Annotated in this window: 22 protein-coding genes; 21 read left to right on the top strand and 1 reads right to left on the bottom strand. The window is 66.2% G+C overall.

What is annotated here, in order from left to right:
* The first annotated feature begins 31 nt into the window (after positions 1–31).
* From KXR72_RS09305 to KXR72_RS09255, 11 genes are all read left to right on the top strand, one after another.
* A complete protein-coding gene (locus KXR72_RS09305) occupies positions 32–661 on the top strand; it encodes a LysE family translocator (RefSeq protein ID WP_437420827.1) in 630 nt (209 codons plus the stop codon).
* Positions 662–925: 264 nt separating this feature from the next.
* On the top strand, positions 926–4,315 hold the full coding sequence (locus tag KXR72_RS09300) for a hypothetical protein (RefSeq protein WP_437420826.1): 3,390 nt from the start codon (positions 926–928) through the stop codon (positions 4,313–4,315).
* A 144-nt stretch (positions 4,316–4,459) separates the two neighbouring features.
* On the top strand, positions 4,460–6,337 hold the full coding sequence (locus KXR72_RS09295; RefSeq protein WP_437420825.1) for a sensor histidine kinase: 1,878 nt from the start codon (positions 4,460–4,462) through the stop codon (positions 6,335–6,337).
* Positions 6,334–7,659, top strand: a complete 1,326-nt coding sequence (locus KXR72_RS09290; RefSeq protein WP_437420824.1) for a sigma-54-dependent transcriptional regulator — start codon at positions 6,334–6,336, stop codon at positions 7,657–7,659. The genes KXR72_RS09295 and KXR72_RS09290 overlap by 4 nt, the downstream gene beginning before the upstream one ends.
* A 249-nt stretch (positions 7,660–7,908) precedes the next feature.
* Entirely contained in the window at positions 7,909–8,070 is a 162-nt protein-coding gene (locus KXR72_RS09285) for a hypothetical protein (RefSeq protein ID WP_174236515.1), read from the top strand.
* Positions 8,071–8,208: 138 nt separating this feature from the next.
* On the top strand, positions 8,209–9,150 hold the full coding sequence (locus KXR72_RS09280; protein ID WP_437420823.1) for a SctD/MshK family protein: 942 nt from the start codon (positions 8,209–8,211) through the stop codon (positions 9,148–9,150).
* Positions 9,151–9,152: 2 nt separating this feature from the next.
* A complete protein-coding gene (locus KXR72_RS09275) occupies positions 9,153–9,503 on the top strand; it encodes a hypothetical protein (RefSeq protein ID WP_437420822.1) in 351 nt (116 codons plus the stop codon).
* Positions 9,503–9,835: a tetratricopeptide repeat protein gene (locus KXR72_RS09270; protein ID WP_437420821.1), complete on the top strand. Its 333-nt coding sequence runs from the start codon at positions 9,503–9,505 to the stop codon at positions 9,833–9,835. Before KXR72_RS09275 ends, KXR72_RS09270 begins: the two co-directional genes overlap by 1 nt.
* On the top strand, positions 9,832–11,970 hold the full coding sequence (gene sctV / locus KXR72_RS09265; RefSeq protein WP_437420820.1) for a type III secretion system export apparatus subunit SctV: 2,139 nt from the start codon (positions 9,832–9,834) through the stop codon (positions 11,968–11,970). Before KXR72_RS09270 ends, sctV begins: the two co-directional genes overlap by 4 nt.
* On the top strand, positions 11,967–13,244 hold the full coding sequence (locus KXR72_RS09260; RefSeq protein WP_437420819.1) for a type II and III secretion system protein family protein: 1,278 nt from the start codon (positions 11,967–11,969) through the stop codon (positions 13,242–13,244). The genes sctV and KXR72_RS09260 overlap by 4 nt, the downstream gene beginning before the upstream one ends.
* An 8-nt stretch (positions 13,245–13,252) precedes the next feature.
* Positions 13,253–13,657: a hypothetical protein gene (locus tag KXR72_RS09255; RefSeq protein WP_437420818.1), complete on the top strand. Its 405-nt coding sequence runs from the start codon at positions 13,253–13,255 to the stop codon at positions 13,655–13,657.
* A gap of 8 nt (positions 13,658–13,665) precedes the next feature.
* On the opposite strand, the gene KXR72_RS09250 is transcribed toward KXR72_RS09255, so the two are convergent.
* On the bottom strand, positions 13,666–14,442 hold the full coding sequence (locus KXR72_RS09250; protein WP_437420817.1) for a tetratricopeptide repeat protein: 777 nt from the start codon (positions 14,440–14,442) through the stop codon (positions 13,666–13,668).
* Positions 14,443–14,508: 66 nt separating this feature from the next.
* Between KXR72_RS09250 and KXR72_RS09245 the strand changes: the two genes are divergently transcribed.
* Genes KXR72_RS09245 through sctR form a run of 10 tightly spaced genes read left to right on the top strand, consistent with a single transcriptional unit; the run spans position 14,509 to position 21,296 of the window.
* Positions 14,509–15,147, top strand: a complete 639-nt coding sequence (locus tag KXR72_RS09245) for a type III secretion protein (RefSeq protein ID WP_437420816.1) — start codon at positions 14,509–14,511, stop codon at positions 15,145–15,147.
* A gap of 16 nt (positions 15,148–15,163) precedes the next feature.
* Complete coding sequence (locus KXR72_RS09240) at positions 15,164–15,379, top strand: hypothetical protein (RefSeq protein ID WP_437420815.1); 216 nt, start codon at positions 15,164–15,166, stop codon at positions 15,377–15,379.
* Between the two features lie 12 nt (positions 15,380–15,391).
* Positions 15,392–15,811 carry a hypothetical protein gene (locus tag KXR72_RS09235; RefSeq protein WP_437420814.1) on the top strand — a complete coding sequence of 140 codons (420 nt, stop codon included), beginning with the start codon at positions 15,392–15,394 and terminating at the stop codon, positions 15,809–15,811.
* Position 15,812: 1 nt separating this feature from the next.
* Positions 15,813–16,583 carry a type III secretion system inner membrane ring lipoprotein SctJ gene (gene sctJ, locus KXR72_RS09230; protein WP_437420813.1) on the top strand — a complete coding sequence of 257 codons (771 nt, stop codon included), beginning with the start codon at positions 15,813–15,815 and terminating at the stop codon, positions 16,581–16,583.
* Positions 16,580–17,263: a type III secretion protein gene (locus KXR72_RS09225; protein ID WP_437420812.1), complete on the top strand. Its 684-nt coding sequence runs from the start codon at positions 16,580–16,582 to the stop codon at positions 17,261–17,263. Before sctJ ends, KXR72_RS09225 begins: the two co-directional genes overlap by 4 nt.
* On the top strand, positions 17,260–17,850 hold the full coding sequence (gene sctL / locus KXR72_RS09220) for a type III secretion system stator protein SctL (protein WP_437420811.1): 591 nt from the start codon (positions 17,260–17,262) through the stop codon (positions 17,848–17,850). The genes KXR72_RS09225 and sctL overlap by 4 nt, the downstream gene beginning before the upstream one ends.
* Entirely contained in the window at positions 17,847–19,169 is a 1,323-nt protein-coding gene (locus KXR72_RS09215; RefSeq protein ID WP_437420810.1) for a FliI/YscN family ATPase, read from the top strand. The genes sctL and KXR72_RS09215 overlap by 4 nt, the downstream gene beginning before the upstream one ends.
* Positions 19,166–19,648, top strand: a complete 483-nt coding sequence (locus KXR72_RS09210) for a hypothetical protein (RefSeq protein WP_437420809.1) — start codon at positions 19,166–19,168, stop codon at positions 19,646–19,648. Before KXR72_RS09215 ends, KXR72_RS09210 begins: the two co-directional genes overlap by 4 nt.
* Positions 19,645–20,646, top strand: a complete 1,002-nt coding sequence (locus KXR72_RS09205; RefSeq protein ID WP_437420808.1) for a FliM/FliN family flagellar motor switch protein — start codon at positions 19,645–19,647, stop codon at positions 20,644–20,646. Before KXR72_RS09210 ends, KXR72_RS09205 begins: the two co-directional genes overlap by 4 nt.
* A complete protein-coding gene (sctR, locus tag KXR72_RS09200) occupies positions 20,643–21,296 on the top strand; it encodes a type III secretion system export apparatus subunit SctR (protein WP_437420807.1) in 654 nt (217 codons plus the stop codon). Before KXR72_RS09205 ends, sctR begins: the two co-directional genes overlap by 4 nt.

Raw genomic sequence — 21,296 nt, 5'->3', positions numbered from 1 at the left:
TTTCCGGCGGGTTTTGTGGAGTGGGGCGGTCATGAGCGACGCAACGTATTGGTGGGTGTTCTTTTCGGCGGCGATAGCGTTGAACATCGCACCGGGGCCGGACCTAATGTTCGTACTGTCGCGTACGCTCAGTGGCGGCCGCCGCATCGGTGTGGCCTCGGCGTGCGGGGTGTGCAGCGGCGCGTTGGTGCATGTGGTCGCCGCGGCGCTGGGCCTCTCGGCAATCCTGGCGACCTCGGCCCTCGCCTTCACAGTCGTCAAATACGTGGGCGCTGCCTACTTGCTCTACCTGGGTATTCAGACGCTGCGTTCGGCTGGCGGCCAGTTCAGCCTGCGCCCAGCGCCGCGCACCAACGGCTGGCAGGCGTATCGGCAGGGTATTCTCGTCGACATCCTCAATCCCAAGGCGGCGATCTTCTTCATGGCGTTTCTGCCGCAGTTCGTGCGACCCGAGCAGGGCGCTGTCGCCACGCAGCTACTGGTGCTCGGCGTGCTGGTAGTGCTGGTGGCGATCGTCATCGAGTGTTCGCTGGTGCTGCTGGTGGCTCGGGCGAGTTCGGCGTTGCGGGGCAATCAGCGGCTCCGCCTCTGGCTGGATCGGGTGCTCGGCTCCGTGTTGGTCGGGTTGGGCATCCGGCTGGGGCTGAGCGAACGGGCCTGATCTTCTCGGCGTTTGCGGGGCGTTGGGCCTGTGAAAAGCTGTGAAATATGACAGTTCTGCGTTGAGCGGTGCGGATCACGTTGCTTCAATGACCCGACACCCGCGGACATGAGAGCTGTTCATGCCCGGCTTCGACTCGGACCGATCGATAAGGACGTCCACGGCGCAGATGACCCGCGTTTAGTTCGCTCTGATGACAGTGGCCAGGCTCGTCTCTCGAAGTTGTCATGCGCACCTCGTTCCACCCCCCGGGAGCCCCGCGCCATGAGCAAAACCGATCCAGTCGTCCCTAGCGAAACCCTGCCCAACACCCTCGTAAACCCGCTGCTCGGGGTCTTCGAAACCATCCTCAAGCGTGCCGACGAGAACAAGGGGCGCGATGAGCGGCGCGAAGAAATCCTCGAGGATCGCGGCCCCTATCTGGATAACAAACCGCCCCTGGCGGAAAACGACTTCACGCTCGACAAGGACGACATCGCTAATGTCGACGACCATTGGCAGGCGCGCACTGGTGATCGGCTGCTGCTCTGGGACGACATGCTCCTCGTCACCGATAAGGACGGGAAAGAGGTGCTGATCCATCCAGATCTGCACCCAGAGTTGCACAAGCAGGCCAAGGCCATGCTCGATGGCGGTGAGGTCGAGGGCGGGCCAGCCTGGGAAAAGGCCGGTTTATCGGAGGAACACAGCAAATGGTTGGGGCAATACGAGGCCCGTGGCTTCGAGGTGGTTGAGCCGGGTGATTCGCTTCCGGAGCTTGGTTCGCTGCGCTTCATCGGCCCTGGTTTTCTCGACATGGATGCGGCCGTGTACTTCGACACGGGCTTCAATTTGACCGTCGCGGAGGAAGGCGACGGCTTTCTCTTCGAGCATGGCACGGCGATGTTCGAGACAGCCGATGGCAAGCGTTACGCCGTCTCGAAGGAGTACAACGCCGAGGCCTACGAAGAGCTGAAGAAGATGGACGCTCAGCAAAAGGCGATCATGGAAAAGATCGACGACGAAGGCTTTACCGTCTTGCAGCCTGACCAAGACACCCCCGTCATTACCGGCGACTCGAAAGTCGAAACCTTGGCCGATGGCGTCAAGGCCATCGAGGTGCCGGGGCGCGGCAAGTTCATCGTGATCGAGAGCCTTACCCCGGAACAGTTCGCGACCCTGCATGGCGATCAGGTCGAGGGGCAGCAGTCCAGCGCAGACGACGTGTTCAAGGACAAAGACCTGCCGACGGCCGAGGAAACCGACCTGATGCGGGCCAAGACCACCGAAAAGGACAAGACGGTCGGCGAGCTCTACTACGAAAAGCTCAAGGAGGCCTACAAGGACGAGCCGGAAGATTCGGACAAGGCCAAATACCTGCGCTTGCTCGAAGCCCAGGCGACGCTCAGCGGTGGCTTCAAGTACCTGCCCTACACCACTAACCGCAATGCCTTCGGTACGGGAGACAACACCTCCTACCTGCCGGATCAGGTCGAAATGGATCCGGCCGACATGCGCGGCCTGATGGACGAGAACGCCCTGGGCGAGGAACTGCTGCGGCTGGCGAACGAGCCGGAGATCATCGAGGACAACGAGAAGTTCTTCAAAGAAGCGGTAGACAAGGTCAAGGACAAGGACGAGCTGCGCGACAAGATCGCCGACACCATGCGCGACCCCGAATACCAGGAGGCGCTCGAAGAGCTGAAGGCGGACGGCAAGGGCGAAGTCGCCGAGGCGCGTTACGCCAGTGACATGCAGTCGCTGCGCGCGCTCGACCCTGACCTGGCCGAACAGATCGATATCGAACTCAAGTTCGGCGTGCCTATCGAGCAACTCAACGAGATATTCGAAGACGGCGCCGAGGGCGTCGGATCCGAGAACATCGACAAGGCCACGAGCGACGTCGTCACCACCATGATCGCGACCACGATGTCGACAGTGTTCGGCTCCAAGCGCGGTTCGGACATTTTCAATTACTACTTCGGTGGCGGTAAGGAGAAGGGTCAGGAAAAGCTGGAGCTCAAGCCCAGCGAACAGAAAATGGTCGAGAACCTGACCAACGCCAGGCCGGCCATCGAGGAGGTCGTGCGCGACCGCGCCGTGGCCAACCTCAACGACCCCAGTGCCCAGCCCAAGCCCATCACCGGCGACGAGCTGAACAAGGCCATGGACAAGGCCAAGATTCCGCTGGATCAGCGCGGCGGTGTCGGTGGCGTGCTTGGCTCGCTGGCCAAGCATGGCGTGCTGAGTTCATCGGCCGGGATGCTGGGCATGGTCGCCGGTATCTACAAGATGTCTGATGGCGGGCTGAACTTCGGCGAAACCGCGGCGGAGCGGATCGAGGTAGCGCGCAACTTCCTGTCATTCGTTGGTGTGCTGGCGCCAACGGCCACCATGGTCACCGGCGCCTTCGACCAAATGTTCAAGAACGCCGGGCTTGCCGACGCGCTGGGCATCGGCAAGGACCTGCGCGAGACCGTGTGGGACAAACGCCACCCGCCGAAAAAGCCGGACCTCACCACCGACATCCCCCTGGAGATGCTCGACCCCACGCTGGGCTCGCCCGATAAGAAGCCACAGATCGAGAACCCCGACTTCGGCAAGCCCTTCACGCCAGAGAATTTCTGGGAGGCCTTCGATAACCGCCTGACCGCCTCGCGACCCGCGTTGGAAGACACCATCACCGCGTTACCGGATGACCAGCGTGATCGCGTCAGCAACCACGTCGATGCCATCAGCAACAACGCCCCGGATGCGGACTCGGTGCGCAAGAACCAGCGCATGCAGTGGATCGGCGGTGCGCTGTCGGCCATCGGCGGCATGGCCGACTCGGCCGGTGGCATCCTGGATATCGTGCTGGGCGGTATGGGGCTGGACAAGCTCATCAAGGAAGGCGGCACGCCCGAGGAATTCGCGGCCAAGGGCTTGCAGATCGGCGCCGGCGCGTTCGGCACCGGCATGGGCATTACCGGCATCGCGGCGGCCTTTGGCGTGGGCGGCGCGGCCATTGCGTCCTCGGTATTGGGTGCGGCGGGCTCGGTGATCGGCCTGATCGCCGCGATCATCGGCGGCGTAACGGCGATGAAACGCGACGAGAAGACAGCCGAAGGCGTGCGCGACTTCTTCCGCGGGCTGGAGAAGGACGGCGTGCTGGAAGAAGGTTGGGGGGACAAGCTCAACTACTTGATCCACGTGCGCTATGAGCACAACTACACCTTCCTGAAGAACAACGAGCAGTATCGCGAGTGGTTCCCCGACTCCATGCCCGTGTGGGAAGCGCAGCCCGAACACTTCAAGGAATTCACCGAGAAGGTCGAGAAGGACAAGCGCATTGGAGATGACTGGTTCCGAGACACCACCAAGGACCTGGTCGTGCACAGCAGCCGCTTCGACAAGGCGTTCTACGAGGAGCACAAGGACAAGATCGACCTCATCACCGACAGCTGGGATGACTGGGAAGGCAGCGACGATATCGTCAGCGACAAGGATTTCGAGAAGTTGCTCAGCGGCAAGCATGAGGCCACCGAGGAGCAACGTGAGGCCGTGCGTTTTCTGATGGAGCACTCAGAATTCTTCGAGTTTCTCGATACCATCCGGTATCACTCCAACAACACCAGGGAGGACGGCAAGATCAGCCGTCGCGATCTGGACAAGTGGCTCGATCAGGTGCGCTGAGCCATTCTGACGGCTCGAACGAACGCGGCGCCTGTACGGCACAGTGCGCCGCGATGACCACTCGCTCCGCTCGTTCGACCGCTTGCCCCTGCCGAGGAACGCCCTTCATCTCGTAAGGGTCATTGCAAAGGATTTCGCCTCGGTATGCCCGTCACCGTGAGAAAACGCCGCCTCCGACGCCTATTGCTGCCCGTGCTGGCCCTGCTGCTGGTGCTCGGCTGCGGTTACGTCACCTTCGTCATCGGCGAGCATGCGGGTATCGAGCGGCTAGCCGAAAGTGGCGAGCGCCAGTTGGAGTTGCACGCCCGCGCCGTCGAGAGCGAGATCAGCAAGTACATCTACCTGCCCAGCCTGCTGGAGCTGGATGAGGGGGTTCGGCAGCTGTTGCAGCAACCCGGCGACCGCGGGCGCCAGCGCGAGGTCAATCGCTACCTGCAGGGGTTGAACGAGCGGGGCGGTAGCCTGGCGGTGTACGTGCTCGACCGCACCGGCCATGTGGTCGCGACAAGCAACTGGCTCGCGCCGGACAGCTACATGGGCGAGGACCTGTCGTTTCGCCCCTACTACCAGGACGCCATCGCCGGCCTGCCCGGGCGCTTCTACGGCATCGGCAGCACTCGGGGCGAAGCTGGGTACTACCTCGCGCACGGGTTGGCCGACCCGCAAGGCAGCATCTACGGTGTGGCCGTGGTGAAGGTGCGGCTCGACACCCTGGAACAGCGCTGGAAACGTGCGCAGGTGGATGCATACATCAGCGACGAGAACGGCGTGATCATCCTGTCTAGCGACCCGGCGATGCGGCTCAAGTCGATCCGCCCGCTGAGCCTCGCGACCCGTGAGCGTCTGGCCAACAGCCTGCAGTATTCCTGGTGGCGGCTGGACGAACTGCGGCTGCGTGAGCGCGATTCGCTCGGCGACGGCCTGGAGCAGGTCCGCTACGACGACAGCCTGCACGATGCGGCGAGCGCCCCGCTGGACTACCTGTCGCAAAGCCTGCCGCTCGAGGACACGCCCTGGCACCTGACCCTGCTGGCGCCGCTTGAGGACGAGCGCCGCAATGCGCTGAGCAACGCCATGCTGGCCGCGGCCGGCTGTGCCTTGTTGATCGTGCTGTTGATCGTCTGGAACCAGCGCCGCAAGGTAATCAGCACCCGGCTCGATGCACGCGAAGCGCTCGAGCGTGCCAACCGCGAGCTGGAGCTGCGCATCGACGTGCGCACCGCCGACCTCTGTGCCACCAACGAACGCCTCAAGGCCGAGATTCGCGAGCGCCTGCAGGCCGAGCAGACCTTGCGCCTGGCGCAGGACGAATTGGTCCGCTCCGGCAAGCTGGCGGTCATTGGCCAGATGTCGACCAATCTCGCCCACGAGATCAACCAGCCGCTGGCGGCGCTGCGCACGCTCTCGGCCAACGCAGTGCGCTTTCTGCAGCGCGGCGCGATCGAAACGGCCAGTACCAATCTCGAATCCATCAGCGAGCTGGTCGACCGCATTGGCAAGATCACCGGCAGCCTGCGTTCATTCGCGCGCGGCACTGATGATACGGGCCATGCCCAGTTGCACACGGCGATCGAGGCGTCCCTGCTAATGCTGCACCCACGCCTCGAAGCGGTGCGCCCTGAGGTTACGCACGACTACGAGCCGGTGACGCTGCCCATCGACCAGACACGCCTGGAGCAGATCCTCGTCAACCTCATCGCCAACGCCCTCGATGCACTGCGCGGTCAGCCCGAGCCGCGGCTGTGGTTGACCGGCCGGGAGCAGGGCGACGAATACCTCGTCGAGGTGCGCGACAACGGCCCGGGCATCCCGCCGCAGGCGCGCGATCACTTGTTCGAACTCTTCTACACCACCAAGCCCGGCGATGCCGGCCTTGGGCTGGGGCTGACCTTGTCGGCGAGCCTCGCGGCCGCTGCCAACGGCACCCTGGCCGTCACTCATCCGCCAGGGGGAGGTGCCGCGTTCATTCTCACCCTGCCGCGGGTCACGCAATGCTCGAGCCCGGATAGCCGCGCCTCATGACCGAAACCCTCACCGTTCTGATCGTTGAAGACGACCCCCACGTACTGCTCGGCTGCCGCCAGGCGCTGGAGCTCGAAGACATCGCCTGTATCGGCGTCGGCAGCGCCGAAGAGGCGCTCAAGCGAGTCGGCCGCGACTTTCCCGGGATCGTCATCAGCGATATCCGGCTGCCACGCATGGATGGCCTGCAATTGCTCGAGCGCCTCCACCAGGATGATCCGACCCTGCCGGTGGTACTGATCACTGGCCACGGGGACATCGGCATGGCGGTCGGCGCGATGCGCAACGGCGCCTATGACTTCATCGAAAAACCGTTCTCGCCCGAGCGGCTGGTGGAGGTGGCACGTCGCGCGCTCGAACAGCGCGGGCTGGCCCGCGAAGTTTCGCAGTTGCGTCGACACCTCGCCGGCCGTCAGGCACTGGAGCAACGCATCATCGGTCGCTCGCCTGCCATCGAAGCACTGCGTGAACTCATTACCAACGTGGCCGACACCGATGCCAACGTGCTCATCGTCGGCGAGACCGGCACCGGCAAAGAGCTGATTGCCCGCTGCCTGCACGACAGCAGCGGACGGCGCGGGCGGCCTTACGTGGCGCTCAACTGCGGTGGCCTGCCGGAGAACCTGTTCGAGAGCGAAATCTTCGGTCATGAGGCCCACGCGTTCACCGGGGCGACCAAACGGCGCATCGGCAAGATGGAGTACGCCAACGGCGGCACCCTATTTCTCGACGAGATCGAGAGCATGCCGCTGAACCTGCAGATCAAGCTGCTGCGGGTGCTGCAGGAGCATTGCCTGGAACGGCTCGGCTCCAACGAATCCATCACGCTGGACTGCCGCATCATCGCCGCCACCAAGGCGGACCTCGCCGAGATGGGCCGCGCCGGGGAGTTTCGCAGCGACCTCTATTACCGACTCGACGTGGTCACCTTGGAGCTGCCGCCGCTGCGTGAGCGGCGCGAGGACATCGCGTTGCTGTTCGAGCATTTCCTTCAGCAATCGGCTCTAAGATTCGATCGCCAGGCGCCGGAGCTCGACCGGCCGACGCTGGCCGCGTTGTTGGCCCACGACTGGCCTGGCAACGTGCGTGAGTTGCGCAACGTTGCCGAACGTTTCGCCCTCGGATTGCCCATCTTCAAGAAGCCCGGTCAGCTCGGCGACGTGCCGGCGCCCGGTTTCAGCGAAGCCGTGGAAGCCTTCGAGCGCAGCCTGCTGGCGGCGGCGCTGGAGCGCCATGGCGGCAACCTCAGCCAGGCAAGTGTGGCGTTGCGGCTGGCCAAGACGACGCTCTTCGACAAGGTCAAGAAGTACGGCCTGCAATAGGCCGGCGCAGCTCGAGCGTAAGGCGGTTTATTGACGCCTGCGCAATCGGCCACGCTAAGTGATTGCTCGCAAAGGCATAGCTTCATGAGCTTTCACAACCTTTCACAACAGGCGGCCTGCGCCTGCTTCTAGGATGAAATCACTGCGGTAGATCAAGCCCGTCACGAGCGGGCGGCGACCTGCGGCGGTAACGCGATGCACCCGCATCACCTCATCTGCAAACGCCTTTCAAATTCTCAGGAGACACCGATGAGCACTACTCCCCCAGTGAGCAGCGGCAACACCGACGCAGCAATTGCCAAGATGGAAGCTGTGTTCGACATGGCAATTGAGAAGTCCGCCAAGATCACCGAGATCACCACGGCGAAAAAAGCTGAGCTCGACGCCACCAAGCAGCGTCCTCAGAACTGACCTGGGCGCGTGGGCGGTGCCTTGGCATCGCCTGCGCGTTTCTCGTCAACGGCTGCGGCGCGGCAGCTCGCCGCACGCAGCTTCAGGTTCCGCCCTCGCGTGTCGGCTCGACGCGCCTGGTTTCGATAGGTGATCCAGATGACAGCCATGGCTTCCATCCCGTCAGGTATCGACCACCATCACACCCCGACGCTCAACGTGCTCGAAGGGGTGCACCAGGGCGTATCGCTTCCGCTGGACATGGCGACCTGCAGCATCGGCGCGGGTCAACAATCGGATCTGGTACTCGGGGACGCGGGTGTCGCCGAGCTTCATGTGACGCTGCGGTTGACGGCGCGTCATGTCTCGGTGGAGGCGCTGGGCGGTGACGTCCGGGTCACCACCGCTAACGGCCGCAGTGTGGCGGTCGAGCAGGGCAGCGGGTACCGCGCCCAACTGCCACTGGAACTCAGCATTGGCGAAGCGCGGTTGAAGCTCGAGGCACCAGCCCGAGCCAGCGAAGCCGCCTCCACGCCGGCTTGGAATGGCACCCTGCAATGGGTGATGGCCATTTTGTTCATGACGCTCGGGGCCGGCGCGCTGGCCGTGTTGCGCGAAGACGCAGCGCCCCTCCAGGCTCACCTGGCCGTCGAATCGGCACTGACCACTCCCGCGGCGCAGCGCCCCTCGCTCGATCAGGTTCGCGACGAGCTCGAGCGCGACGCCCGTGCGGCGGGGCTCGACGCGCTGGACATCCGCCAGCAGGGCGGCCAGCTACGTGCTCAGGGCAGCCTGACGGCGGAACAGCACCAACGCTGGGCCGCACTGCAACGAGCCTTCGACGTTCGCCACGGCCGCCACGTGCCGCTGCATAGCGATATCAGCCTTCGCGAGCCGTTCAAGCGCCCCGAAGTGCGCTTCCAGGCCGTTTGGTTTGGTGACAACCCTTACGTAATCGACGCCACTGGCGGGCACCTGTACCCCGGCGCGGCGCTGGAAGGCGGCTGGACACTGCAATCGATCGACGCGGATCGGGTCGTGCTCGGCCGTGGCGATGAGCGTTTCGCCTTCACCTTGAACACCGAAGCGGACGAGGGTTGAGCATGAGGCTCGATCCCGCGCTGTCTACCGCGCCGGTTCGTCCGGCGGGTGAGCCGGCGCGCACCGACTCGGCCCGCCGCGCTGCCGATTTCGAGGCCTTGCTCAAGCACCGTGGCGCGGGCGACCGCTTTTCGCTGCAGCGTGACCTGCAACAACTGGGCGAGGTCGGTAGCCTCGATCCGTCGCTGTTTTCCGGCTCGCGTGCGCTCGAATTGCTCGAGCATGCACGTGAACACCTCCTGCCGGCCTTGCAGGCCGACCCGCAGACCCTCGCGCTAGCCGACGCGGTGATCGCACAGGAAATCGAATGGCGCCAGTTGCTCGATGGTTATCGGCAGGAGGAACTGGCGTGATGTCGAGCCGTGATCGTGAGGCCGCACGGCTGCTCCAGGGCCTGGGCGAAATCTACCAGCGCGGCGGCCAGCCGCAGAAGGCGCTGGTGATGTTCCTGCTGGCCAGCCAGGCGCTGTCGGACGATGCCGCCTTGCTGCGCAACCTGGTGATCGCCTTCACTGCGCAGGGTGACGGAACGCGCGCCTTGCGCGCGCTGGAGCGGTTGGTCGTGCTCGAAGGTGAGACGCCTGCGAGCCTGTTGCTGCGCAGCCGCGCCTGCTGGCATGCCGGCCAACAGGAAGAAGCCCGCGACTGTTTCCAGCACTACCTCAGGGAGCGCCAGCGTCAATGAACCTGACCGCCCGACTCAACGGCCTGGCCCGGCTCGCCGCGCAGCGCACAGATGTGGTCATCGCAGCCTTCATGCTGATGGCCGTGACCATGATGATCATCCCGCTGCCCACCTACCTGGTGGATCTGCTGATCGGGACCAACATCGCGCTGAGCATCCTCATCCTGATCGTGGCCTTCTACATCACCCGTGCGGTCGAGCTGTCCGCGCTGCCGCCGCTGATCCTGCTGAGCACGCTGTTCCGCCTGTCGCTGTCGATCACCACCACGCGCCTGATCCTGCTCGATGGCGATGCGGGCAACATCGTCAAGGCATTCGGCGACTTCGTCATCGCCGGCGAGGTGGTGGTCGGCCTGGTGATCTTCCTCATCATCACCGTGGCGCAATTCGTCGTCATCACCAAGGGCGCCGAGCGGGTGGCCGAGGTGGCAGCGCGCTTCACGCTCGACGCCATGCCGGGCAAGCAGATGAGCATCGATAACGACTTGCGCAACGGCGACATCGACCAGGCCACGGCACGCCAGCGTCGTTCGGACCTGGAGCGCGAAAGCCAGCTGTTCGGCGCGATGGACGGGGCGATGAAGTTCGTCAAGGGCGACGCCATCGCCGGCTTGGTGATCCTCGCGGTGAACCTGATCGGCGGGTTGCTGATCGGCATGCTCGATCGCGGCATGGCGTTTTCCGACGCCGTGCATACCTATTCGCTGCTCACCGTTGGTGACGGTCTGATTGCGCAGATTCCGGCGCTGCTGATTTCGGTAGCGGCGGGCACCGTGGTCACGCGGGTCAAAAACGAGGGCAGCGACCAGGACCTGGGCAGCGAGATTTTCCAGCAGCTTGGTTCTAGCGCCCGTGCGATGGGACTCACGGCCGCCATCCTCGCAGGCGTCAGCTTGCTGCCAGGTTTTCCGGCAGCGGTGTTTCTGGGCCTGGCGCTGATCCTGGGGTTGGCGTCCTACCGGTTGTCACGCCGGAGCGCTGCGGCAGCCGAGGCGGAACAACCCGAGACCTTGCCTGAACCCGTTCTGGCCGAGGCCGAGAGCGACGCGCAGCCACTTCCGGCGGCGATGCCGGACAGCCGAGTGCTGCTCACGCTGGGTACTGGGCTCGCTGTCAGGGTGCCGCTGCAACCCATGCAGCAGCGGATCGAAGCGCTGTGCAACGAGTTGCAGGCCGACCTTGGGATCACGTTTCCGGTGCCGGGGCTGTATGTGGAGATGGGCGGTGCGGAGCACCGTTTCAGCGTGGCGCTCGAAGGGGTACCAGTGGCTGAGGGCGAGGTTCCGGCCGGTAACGTGCTGCTGCAGGATGACCCGCTGCATCTCGATTTGCTGAACCTGCCGAGCCAGCAAGCCACGTCGCCACTGACCCGGCGCCCCGCGCACTGGGTCGCCAGCGAGCACGAGCCACAGCTGCAACAGGCCGGCATCGGTTACCTGCGTGCCGACGAATTGCTGCGCGAGGTGCTCGACCGCACCCTGCGCCGCTACGCCGGGGATTTCCTCGGCATCCAGGAGACCCGCCAGCTGCTCGAGCGCATCGAGCCGAGCTATGGCGAGCTGATCAAGGAAGCGTTGCGGCTGGTCTCGTTGCAGCGCATGGCCGAAGCGCTGCGCCTGTTGGTCGAGGAGGGCGTTTCGATCCGCAACCAGCGGGCCCTGCTCGAAGCGATGGTCGAATGGGGCGGGCGCGAGGGTGATGTGGTGCGGCTGGTCGAGCACCTGCGCTCAGCGCTGGCCCGCCAGATCAGCCATCAGCATGCTGATCGCAACCGCGTGATCGCGGCCTGGGTGCTGCAGCCCGAGTCCGAGGAGCGGCTGCGCGGCGCCATGCGCCGCCTCGATGCTGCTCGCGAGATGCTGCCCGAAGAGTTGGTGCGACCGCTCGCGGCCCAGCTCAAGCAAGCCTGTGTCGAGCTGCCGGCAGGCCAGCGTGGCGTGCTGGTGGTGCGCCCGGAACTGCGCCGCTGCATTCGCCGCCTGGCTCTGCGCGAGGACCTCGACGTGAGCGTACTCGCTTACCGTGAGCTGGCGCCGGAGTACAGCTTGCACGTACTCACCAGCCTGGCGCTGCCACAGCCTGTCAGGCCGGACGCTACGCCCCGCAAGACCACACGCCTCGCGAGCGCATCATGACGAACCTTCTACGCTACGCCGCGCTGGCGCTCGCCCTGTTGACCGCCGTTCCGCTGAGCGCGCAGACGATCGGCCGCGGCAGCACCGCAACCGTCGAGCTCGCCGCGGGTGAAGGGCGCGTACTGCGCTTCGACTCGCCGGTGGATTCGGTGCTGGTCGCCGAGCCCGGCATCGCCGACCTGCAGGTGGTCTCGGCCGGCACGATCTACGTGTTCGGCAAGCGTCCCGGGCAGACCAGCCTCATCGCATTGGACGGCCAGGAACGCGAAATTGCCTCGCTGAAACTGTCGGTCAATGCCAATGCGCAACCGGCGTCCCAGGCGATGCGCCAGCTCGCACCAAAGAGCGGCGTCACTGTCCAGGGCGCCGGTGGCCGGCTGATCGCTCGCGGGGAGGCGGGCAGCGTGGCCGAGGCGATCAGCCTCAATGCCCTGATGGACCCGGCCGGCGACGAGCCGGTCAACACCGCGACCGTCAACGGCTCCGCGCAGGTCAACATTCGAGTGCGCTTCGCCGAGGTGTCGCGTGAAGAGCTGCTGCGCTATGGCGTGAACTGGAGCGCGTTGTTCAACAACGGCACCTTTTCCTTTGGCCTGGTGACCAGCAGCGGCCTGACCGGTGCGGCCAATCTGATCAGCGCCGGGGTCAGCTCGGGCAACGTCAACATCGATGCGATGCTGGAGGCGCTGCAAAGCAATGGCGTGCTGGAAATCCTCGCCGAGCCGAACATCACCGCCATGACCGGCGAGACGGCCAGCTTCCTGGCCGGTGGCGAGGTGCCGATTCCGGTGCCGGTGAACAGCGAAATGATCGGCATCGAGTACAAGCCCTACGGTGTTTCGCTGTTGTTCAACCCGACGTTGCTGCCCAGCGGACGGATCGCCCTGCAGGTGCGTCCCGAGGTCAGCAGCCTGATGGGTACTAGCCCGGTGGACATCTCCGGCTTCCGCGTCCCGGCGTTTCGCGTGCGCCGCGCCGATACGCGGGTCGAGGTCGGCAGCGGCCAGACGTTCGCAATCGCCGGGCTGTTCCAGCGCGACAGCAGCCAGGACATCGAGAAGCTGCCGCTGCTCGGTGATATGCCGGTGCTGGGCAACCTGTTCCGCTCCAAGCGCTTCCAGCGCAACGAGACCGAGCTCGTCATCCTCATCACGCCGTATCTGGTCGACCCGGTCCGCCAGCCGTCGCTGGCCACGCCGCTCGATACCGCGCCCGCCATGTCCGGCGAGGTGACCCAGTTGTCTCGCGGCCCCTTCGGGTTCTACGTCCAATGAAGGCGCTGATGCGTGTTCCCGTACCGGCCCTGGTGCTTCTGGGCGCTGTAACTCTGGTGGGCTGCCAGACCCACCTGGAGCCGCGCGCCTATCCACAGGGCTACGCCGGGCTGACCACCGCCGAGGGGCAGCGGCTGCTGCTACCCCAGGCCTGCCTCGCGCCGGTGGTGCCCGATCAGCCGGGAGACGGCACGCCCGCGATGCTGCCGCCCGGCTGCGCGAACGGCCTGAATCTGCTGCAGATGGTGGAGCGTCGTGAGGACCTGCTCGAAGGTCGTGAGACCGGCACAGCCATGGCGGCACCGGTCGGCCGGGCCGCGCAGCTCTATCTGAACGGTGTGCAAACCGAAGAACAGCGGCGCCGGCAACAGGAGCAACAGAGCCAGACCGACACCCGCCGAGGTGCGCAATGAGCCGGTGGCTAGTCGGCCTGGATCAGGCCCAAAGCGCGTGCCTTGGCGGCGGGATCGCTGATCGCCGCGATGCGCTGCGCCTCGGCGATCAGGGCGTCACGCTCGGCGACGGTGGCGTTGTCCAGCGGCAGGCGCGCGGCGCGTTCGGCCTGGCCGCTAAGCACGAGAATCAACAGGGTGTTGCGCTGGTGGCGCGGCTGGATGCGTGGCGAGCGGTCAAGGCCATCGATGGTCGCGAGCGCCTGCTGCGGCTGCGCGTCGAGTGCCTGGGCGAGGGCCAGGTTGTAGCGGGCGTCGAGATCCTCCGGTTCGAGGGCGACCGCTCGGGTGAAGGCGACCTGGGCCGCGCCCGGCTGCCCGCGCAGCACCTCGGCCACGCCGAGCCTGCTGTAGGCGACAGGGCTCTCCAGGCGAGCGGCGGCACTGGCCAAGGTGGTCGCGGCGCGCTCCAGTTCACCCAGGTGCAACAACGCGGTGCCCAGCCCCAGTTGCAGCTCGGCATCGTCTGGCGTCAGTTCCAGCGCCTGCCGGTAGGCCCGTTCGGCGCCGCGTGCGTCGCCGCTGTCGAGGCGCGCCTTGGCCAGATGCTGCCAAGTCGCGGCCGTTGCGCCCGGTTGCTGGGTCGCCTGCTGGTACAGGGAGCTGGCGCTGGCCGGATCGCCGCGGCGCTCGACGTCCTGCGCCAGCTTCATCAAGCGGGCATGGCTGTCGTTGGTAGGCTGCGAGGCGCAGGCGCTGAGCAACAGGGCGAGCAACAACGGGCGGGCAGTATCGAGATTAGGCAAGCGCAGGGCTCCTCAAGTGGCGACGCGGGGGCTGCAGCAGCGGTCCGGGGCCGGATCGGGCGGTCATTGTACAAGCCGCGCCCGGCCAGGCCAGTGCCGCGGCGCCCATTGTTCGCCTCATTGGCCATCGCCGCCTGGCTTGTCGGCGGGCCAGTCGCCGCAGCACCTGAGCCCAGCTGGTACGAGCGACCGTACAACTATGTCGTGATCGACCAAAGCCTGCGCGATGCGCTGGAAGCCTTCGGCCGCAACCTCGGCCTTCCTGTGGTGATCGACAAGAAGGTCGGCGGCAAGGCACCCGGCAACCTGCGTGCCGACAGCGCGGGCGACTTTCTCGATGCGCTGAGTGCCCACGCCGGGCTGACCTGGTTCTACGACGGTGGTGTGCTGCACATCACCCGCGATGAAGACGTCGAGATTCGTCAGTTCACCACCGAGGGCTTCGCGGTCGGCGAACTCGAGCAGGCCCTCGATGACCTGGGTGCCGCCGGCAACCACCTCGCCATTCGCGGCGGTGCCGAGGGTGGCCTGGTGTTGGTGTCCGGCCCACCGCCCTACATGGCGATGGTCGAGCAATGGATCGAACGCCGCCGCCCGCCGCCTGACACGGCCGTGCAAGCGGTATCGCGCGAGCGCGGCGTGCGCGTGTTTCGCGGCAGCAGCAGCGAAGTGAGCAACCCACCGGGCACAGCCCAGACCCCCTGAAAGCGGAGGAAAGTCCATGGCCGTCAATCCAGTCGACAACAGCGTCACCACCCCCACCAGCCCCGAGGCGGAGTTCAACGCGGCGGTAGACAACGCCGAGACCGAGCTCACCGACGCCGAGTTCGAAGAGCAGATGATCGCCGGCGCCATCACCATCGGCGGTCAATTCATCCTCATGCCGATGGCGCAGAACATCCTCAACGAAGCCATGTCCGGCGAGGACGACGAGTAACGGAGGCCCAGCATGACAGCCAGCGCAGCGGGTGCGGCAATCAGTACGGCGACGGGGAGCGAGCAGGCGGTTCAGCAGGCCTCGCAGAACCTGTTCGAGCACATGGCGAGCCAGGCCCAGGGCATGCCCCATGGTGCGAGCCCGAACCAGATCGGCGAGAACCTGATGACCCGGCTCGATGGCTTCATCGACCGCTCGCGCAGCTTCGCCGAACGGGTCGAGGGCTCGATGCCCGGTTCGCCGCCGGTCACGCCGATGACGCCTGCCGAGGCGGCGAGCGTTCCTGCGCCCACCACGGTTGAGGGGCCGCAGGTCAACCAGCTGATGCATTCGCTGAGCCTGATGTTCGACTACTCCATCGAGACCCAGATGGTGGTGCGCGGCGCGACGCAGGTGTCCGGTTCGGCCAACACCCTGCTGCGAGGGCAATGAGATGAGCACGTCGCCCTGGCGCTATGTGCTGGTCGTTGTCCTGGCCCTGCTGCTGCAGGCCTGTGACACCGAGCTGTACACCAACCTCAGCGAACGCGAGGCCAACGGGATGCTGGCCACGCTGCTGCGCGAAGGCATCCCGGCCGAGCGCTCGGTGCGCGATGGGCAGATCACCCTCAGCGTACCGAAGGACCGCTTCGCCGAGGCCATGGCAGTGCTGGATCAGGCAGGGCTTCCGCAGCAGCGTTTTTCCAACATGGGTGAAGTGTTCAAGAACAACGGGCTAGTGGCCTCGCCGGTTCAGGAGCGCGCGCAGATGGTGTACGCGCTGAGCGAGGAGTTGTCGCACACGGTCTCGCAGATCGACGGTGTGGTGTCCGCGCGGGTGCACGTGGTGCTGCCGGACAACGACCTGCTCAAGCGCGTGATCGCACCGTCGTCGGCCTCGGTGCTGGTGCGCTACGAAGCGAGCACAGCGGTGGATCAACTGATCCCGCAGATCAAGACGCTGGTCGCCAACGGCATTTCCGGCCTCAGTTACGAGGGCGTTTCGGTGACCGCGGTCGAGGCGGCCGGGCGCGCGGCCCGGGACAGTCGCCCGCCGATGGTCTCGTTTCTCGGCATCTGGGTGCTGGAGGCGAACCTGGGGCGCGCGCGGTTGATCTTCGGCGTATTGCTGGCGCTGGTGCTCGCACTCGCCGGCGCGCTGGGCTGGCAGTTCTGGCGTGAACGCCAGGGCGGTGGCGTCTACCGCTTGAAGGTGAGCGAATGACGGTCGCCGCGCCGCCGTTGCGCGAACGGTTCATCGCTCCCGCCGCCTGGTTGCCGGCTGAGCGTCTGGCCGCGTGCTTCGCTGGCGCACTGCCTGCCGAGCAGGCATTGGATCTGGCCGCTCAGCCGCGCTTTCAGGCGCGCATGGGGCGGCTGCTTGCCGCGCATTTTCAACTGTCGCACCTGGAGCAGACCGCCGAGTGTGCCGGCGAGGATGACTTGCGGGTGTTGCTTCTGCCGGCCGACGCGTTGGCTCGGTTGCCGCGCTGGTGCGGCGCGGTGCTGCACGGCGCCACCCTGGCGCGGGAGATTCGGCGCGATCAGGTCAACCAGCTGCAGGCACGCCTGGGCCGCGAGCTGTTTACGCTGGCCGTGGCGCACCGGGCGGTCGGCCGCGCGACCCATCTGTTGCTAGATGCCGATGCGCTGGTCGGGGTGATCGACCGTGACGGCCAGGCCTGCGTAGCGTCCTGGCTGCAGTCCCTTGACCCGGCACTACAGGGCTGGGCGCGCCTGGTTCTACATGCGCCGGCTCGCGCCTCGACCGACGCCCAGGCCGGCCAGATCGTCCGCCTGGTCGCCTGGGCGCTCGCCGCTGAACGATCGACCGTCGATGCCTCGTCAACAGAAGCGCTGCCCGCCGGATCGCCAGCCGCCGATACTGACCGGAGCCAGCCATGAGCACACTGCCCACACGCCCGCCCCAGCGCATTCTGCGCAAGCAAGAAGCTGACGCCTGGACCGATGGGTTCGCGCTGCTAGAGGCCGCTCAGGCTCGTATGCGCGAGGTCGAGGCACAGTGCCGAGAGGCCTTGGACGCGGCGCGCCGCGAAGGCTATGCCGCCGGCCGTGCTGAAGGGCTGCAAGCCGCGGCGGAGCGGCTCGCGCGGACCCAGGCGGACATCGATGCCTACTTGGCTGGCCTTGAGCCCGCGCTGGCGGACCTCGCGCTGGACATCACCCGGCGTGTTCTGGGCGATTACCCGCTCGATGAGCGGCTGGCCCTTCTGGCGCGCGCGGCCCTGGCCGAGTTCCGTGATACCCAGGCGCTCGCCCTGGAGGTTCCGCCGACAGGGCTCGAGAGGATTCGTCAGCGACTGGACGAAGCGGGCCTGGCTGGCCTGGCGCTTGTTGCCGATCACACCCTGGCAGCGGGGCAGGCCCGGCTCGTCAGCCCGGCCGCCGCGGTCGAACTGGGTGTCGAGGCGCAATTGCAGGCGCTGCGTGATGCCTTGCTGTCGCAAGATGCAGCGGAGCCGCAGCCATGACCCCGGTGCTGAACGACCTGTTGCCGCGCCTGGCCCAACGCCTGGATCACGCCCAGCCGCGCCCACCGCGCGGGCGCATCCTGAGCATTCGCGGCACGCTGATCCAGGCCAGCGTCGCCTGCGTCAGCATCGGTGAGCTGTGTCACCTGCGCGATCCGCTGAGTGGCCACAGCCTGCAGGCCGAGGTGGTCGGCTTCGACGGGGAGTACGCCATCCTGGCACCGATCGGTTCGCTGGACGGGCTCTCGGGCCGCACGGAAGTTATCGCCAGCGGCGCACGTTTGAGCGTGACGGTGGGCGATGCCCTGCTCGGTCGAGTCGTCAGCCCGCTGGGCGAATGCCTGGACGGCGGCCCCTTGCCGTCGGCCGGGCTGTGCCGCTACCCGCTGCACGCCGAGCCGCCTGCGCCCTTCGCGCGGCAACCGATCGACCAGGCGATGCCGCTGGGCATTCGCGCCATCGACGGGCTGATGACGGTCGCCCGAGGCCAGCGGGTCGGGTTGTTCGGCGAGCCGGGGGTAGGCAAATCCTCGTTGCTGGCAAGCATCGTGAGAGGCTGCGAGGCCGAGGTGATCGTCATCGGTCTGATTGGCGAGCGCGGCCGCGAGGTGCGCGAATTGCTGGAGCTCGGGCTCGATGCCAAGGCGCGGGCGCGCAGCGTGGCGGTTGTCGCGACGTCTGACCGACCGGCGACCGAGCGGGTCAAGGCGGCCTATGTGGCTACCGCCATGGCCGAATACCACCGCGACAAGGGTCGTCACGTGCTGTTGCTGATGGACAGTCTCACGCGTTTTGCTCGCGCTCAACGCGAGATCGGCCTGGCCGTGGGCGAGCCGCCGACGCGCCGGGGCTATCCCCCTTCGTTTTTCTCTGCGCTGCCACGGTTGCTGGAACGTGCCGGGCCGGCTGCGCGCGGCAGCATCACCGCGCTGTACACGGTGCTCACCGAAGGCGAGGCGAGCCTGGACCCAGTCGCCGAGGAGGCCCGCTCGATCCTCGATGGCCACATCGTGCTCAGCGCCGCGCTGGCGCAGCGCGAGCATTTCCCGGCCATCGACGTGCTGCACAGCCGCAGCCGCCTGATGGAGCGAGTCGCCGCCCCGGAGCATCGGCGCATGGCCAGCCGCATCCGTGAGCTGTTGGCGCGTTTCGATGAAGTGGAGCTGCTGATGCGCATCGGTGAATACAGCGCTGGCAGCGACCTCCTGGCTGATGAAGCCATTGCCCGGCGCGCGGCGATCGAGGCCTTTTTGCGCCAGGCCAATGCGGGTTGTACCCAGCAGGACATGCTGCGCCAGATGCGCAAGGTGCTGGCATGACCCCGCGCGACCTGCAGCGCTTGCAGGCGGTGCGCCTGCATCGCGAACAAAAGGCGGCCGCGGCTTGCGCCTTGCAGCGGCAGGCCTGCCTGAAGGCAAATGCGGCACTCGTCGAAGCGCGCGAGCATGCCCAGGCTCGGCATGAGCGGCTCCTGGGCGACGCCGATGCGTTGAATGCCCGGGCTGCGGCCAGCGCGCTGCCGGTGCGCCAGTGGCTGGCGGCACAGGCGGAGGTAGACGCGCAACATGCGCATTACCTGGCTGCGCTGGAGGCGGTCGAGACGGCGCGCCAGGTGCGTTCGCAACACCGGGAACATCAGCTCGAACGGGCGCGTGAGCTGCGCCGCTGCCAACGTCGTGTGCAGGCCTGGGACAGCCTGGTCGACCGGATGCGACGCGAAGGTTTGCGCCTCGATGAGTGCCATGACGAGCAGGAGCAGGGCGAGCGACCCTGGTCATCTCAGGAGGTCATCCAATGATGCTGGCCGAACCCATTCCCGGCCTCGCCGTGCTGCCCTACGTGCCGCGCGATGGCGTCGAGGCGCGCGATCTGGATCTGCATAACCGTTTGCGCCGTCGCCGCCAGTGCGTGGGGCTGGCGTATCGCGGGGAGCCGCTGCACCTGCGATGGCCAGGCGTAGCCCAGCCGGATCAGCACACCGTCACCCTCACGTTGACGCTCGATGGCGAGCCGCTACGCCTGCGTCTGCCGGCCCGATTGCTGGACCTTCCCCCCGCCGTCCCGCCCGGATTGGCCCAGGCGTTGCTGGCCGAACAGGCGCTTCTGGAATTGCTCATGCCCCTCGAAGTGTCGCTCGGCGGCCGGCTCGAGGTGGCCGCGTTCGGCGAGGCGGACGGGCCGGCGCTGTCGCTGCGGCTGCCCATCGACGTGACGCTCGGCGACGCGCCGACCCAAGCTGTCGAATTGCAAATGGGCGCCGCCATGGCGGGCCGCCTGCTCGCCCAGTTCGAAGCCTGCACGGCGGTGCGTCAGGCCTTGGACGACCTGCCGCTGGTGCGCAGCGTCGAGGCGGGCTGGCAATGGTTGACGCTCGCCGAGTGGCGCAGCCTCGTCGCCGGTGACGTGGTCATGCTCGAACACCTCGGCGACGGCGCGCTGCGGCTGTGCATTCAGGCTCAACTGCAGGCGCGTTGCACGCGCAGGGCCGACGGCCTGCAGCTCCAAGAATTCCTACAATCGCCACTGGAGACCTCCATGAACAATCAAGCCGCCGTCGCCCCGGGAGCGGATGCCTCGCTGGATGACCTGCAATTGCAGCTGGTCTGCCAGCTGGGCAGCAGCCAACTGTCGCTCGCCGAATTGCGTGAGCTGGGGGAAGGCAGCGTGTTGCCGCTGGCGGCGCGCGAGCCGGATGCGGTTGACCTGACCGTCAACGGCTGCCGCGTCGGTCGTGGGCAACTGGTGCGCATCGGCGACGGCCTCGGCGTGCGCATCGTCAGTCTCGCGCGCCCATGACCGACTACCAGCCCAACCTCATCGAGATCATCCTGGTCGTCGCGACGATCGGGCTGATCCCGCTTGCGGTGGTGACGCTCACCGGCTTCCTGAAGATTTCGGTGGTGCTGTTCCTCATCCGCAACGCGCTGGGCGTGCAGCAGACGCCGCCCAACCTGGTGCTGTACGGCATCGCGCTGATCCTCTCGGTCTACGTCACCACGCCGCTGATCGGCGACATGTACCGCGCAGTGGAGGGGCGCTCGCTGAGTGTCGAGCGGGTCGATGATCTCAAGGCGCTCGGTGAAGCGGTGCGCGGACCACTGCAGGCGCACCTGTCGCGCTATGCCAACGAATCCGAGCGGCAGTTCTTCATGCAGGCGACCGAGACGATCTGGTCCGAGGAAGCACGAGCGGATCTGGCCGAAGACGACCTGCTGGTACTGATTCCCGCGTTCGTCAGCTCCGAACTGACGCGCGCGTTCGAAATCGGCTTTCTGCTGTACATCCCGTTTCTGGTGATCGATCTGCTGGTGTCCAACGTGCTGATGGCGATGGGGATGATGATGGTCTCGCCGACGCTGATCTCCATTCCCCTGAAAATCTTTCTGTTTGTGGCGTTGAGCGGCTGGTCGCGGCTCATGCACGGGCTGATCCTCAGTTACGGGTGA

The organism is Stutzerimonas chloritidismutans (assembly GCF_051486945.1).
GTDB lineage: Bacteria > Pseudomonadota > Gammaproteobacteria > Pseudomonadales > Pseudomonadaceae > Stutzerimonas > Stutzerimonas chloritidismutans_B.
Note: the sequence above shows the minus strand (reverse complement) of the source record. Positions and strands in the feature narration are given on the sequence as shown.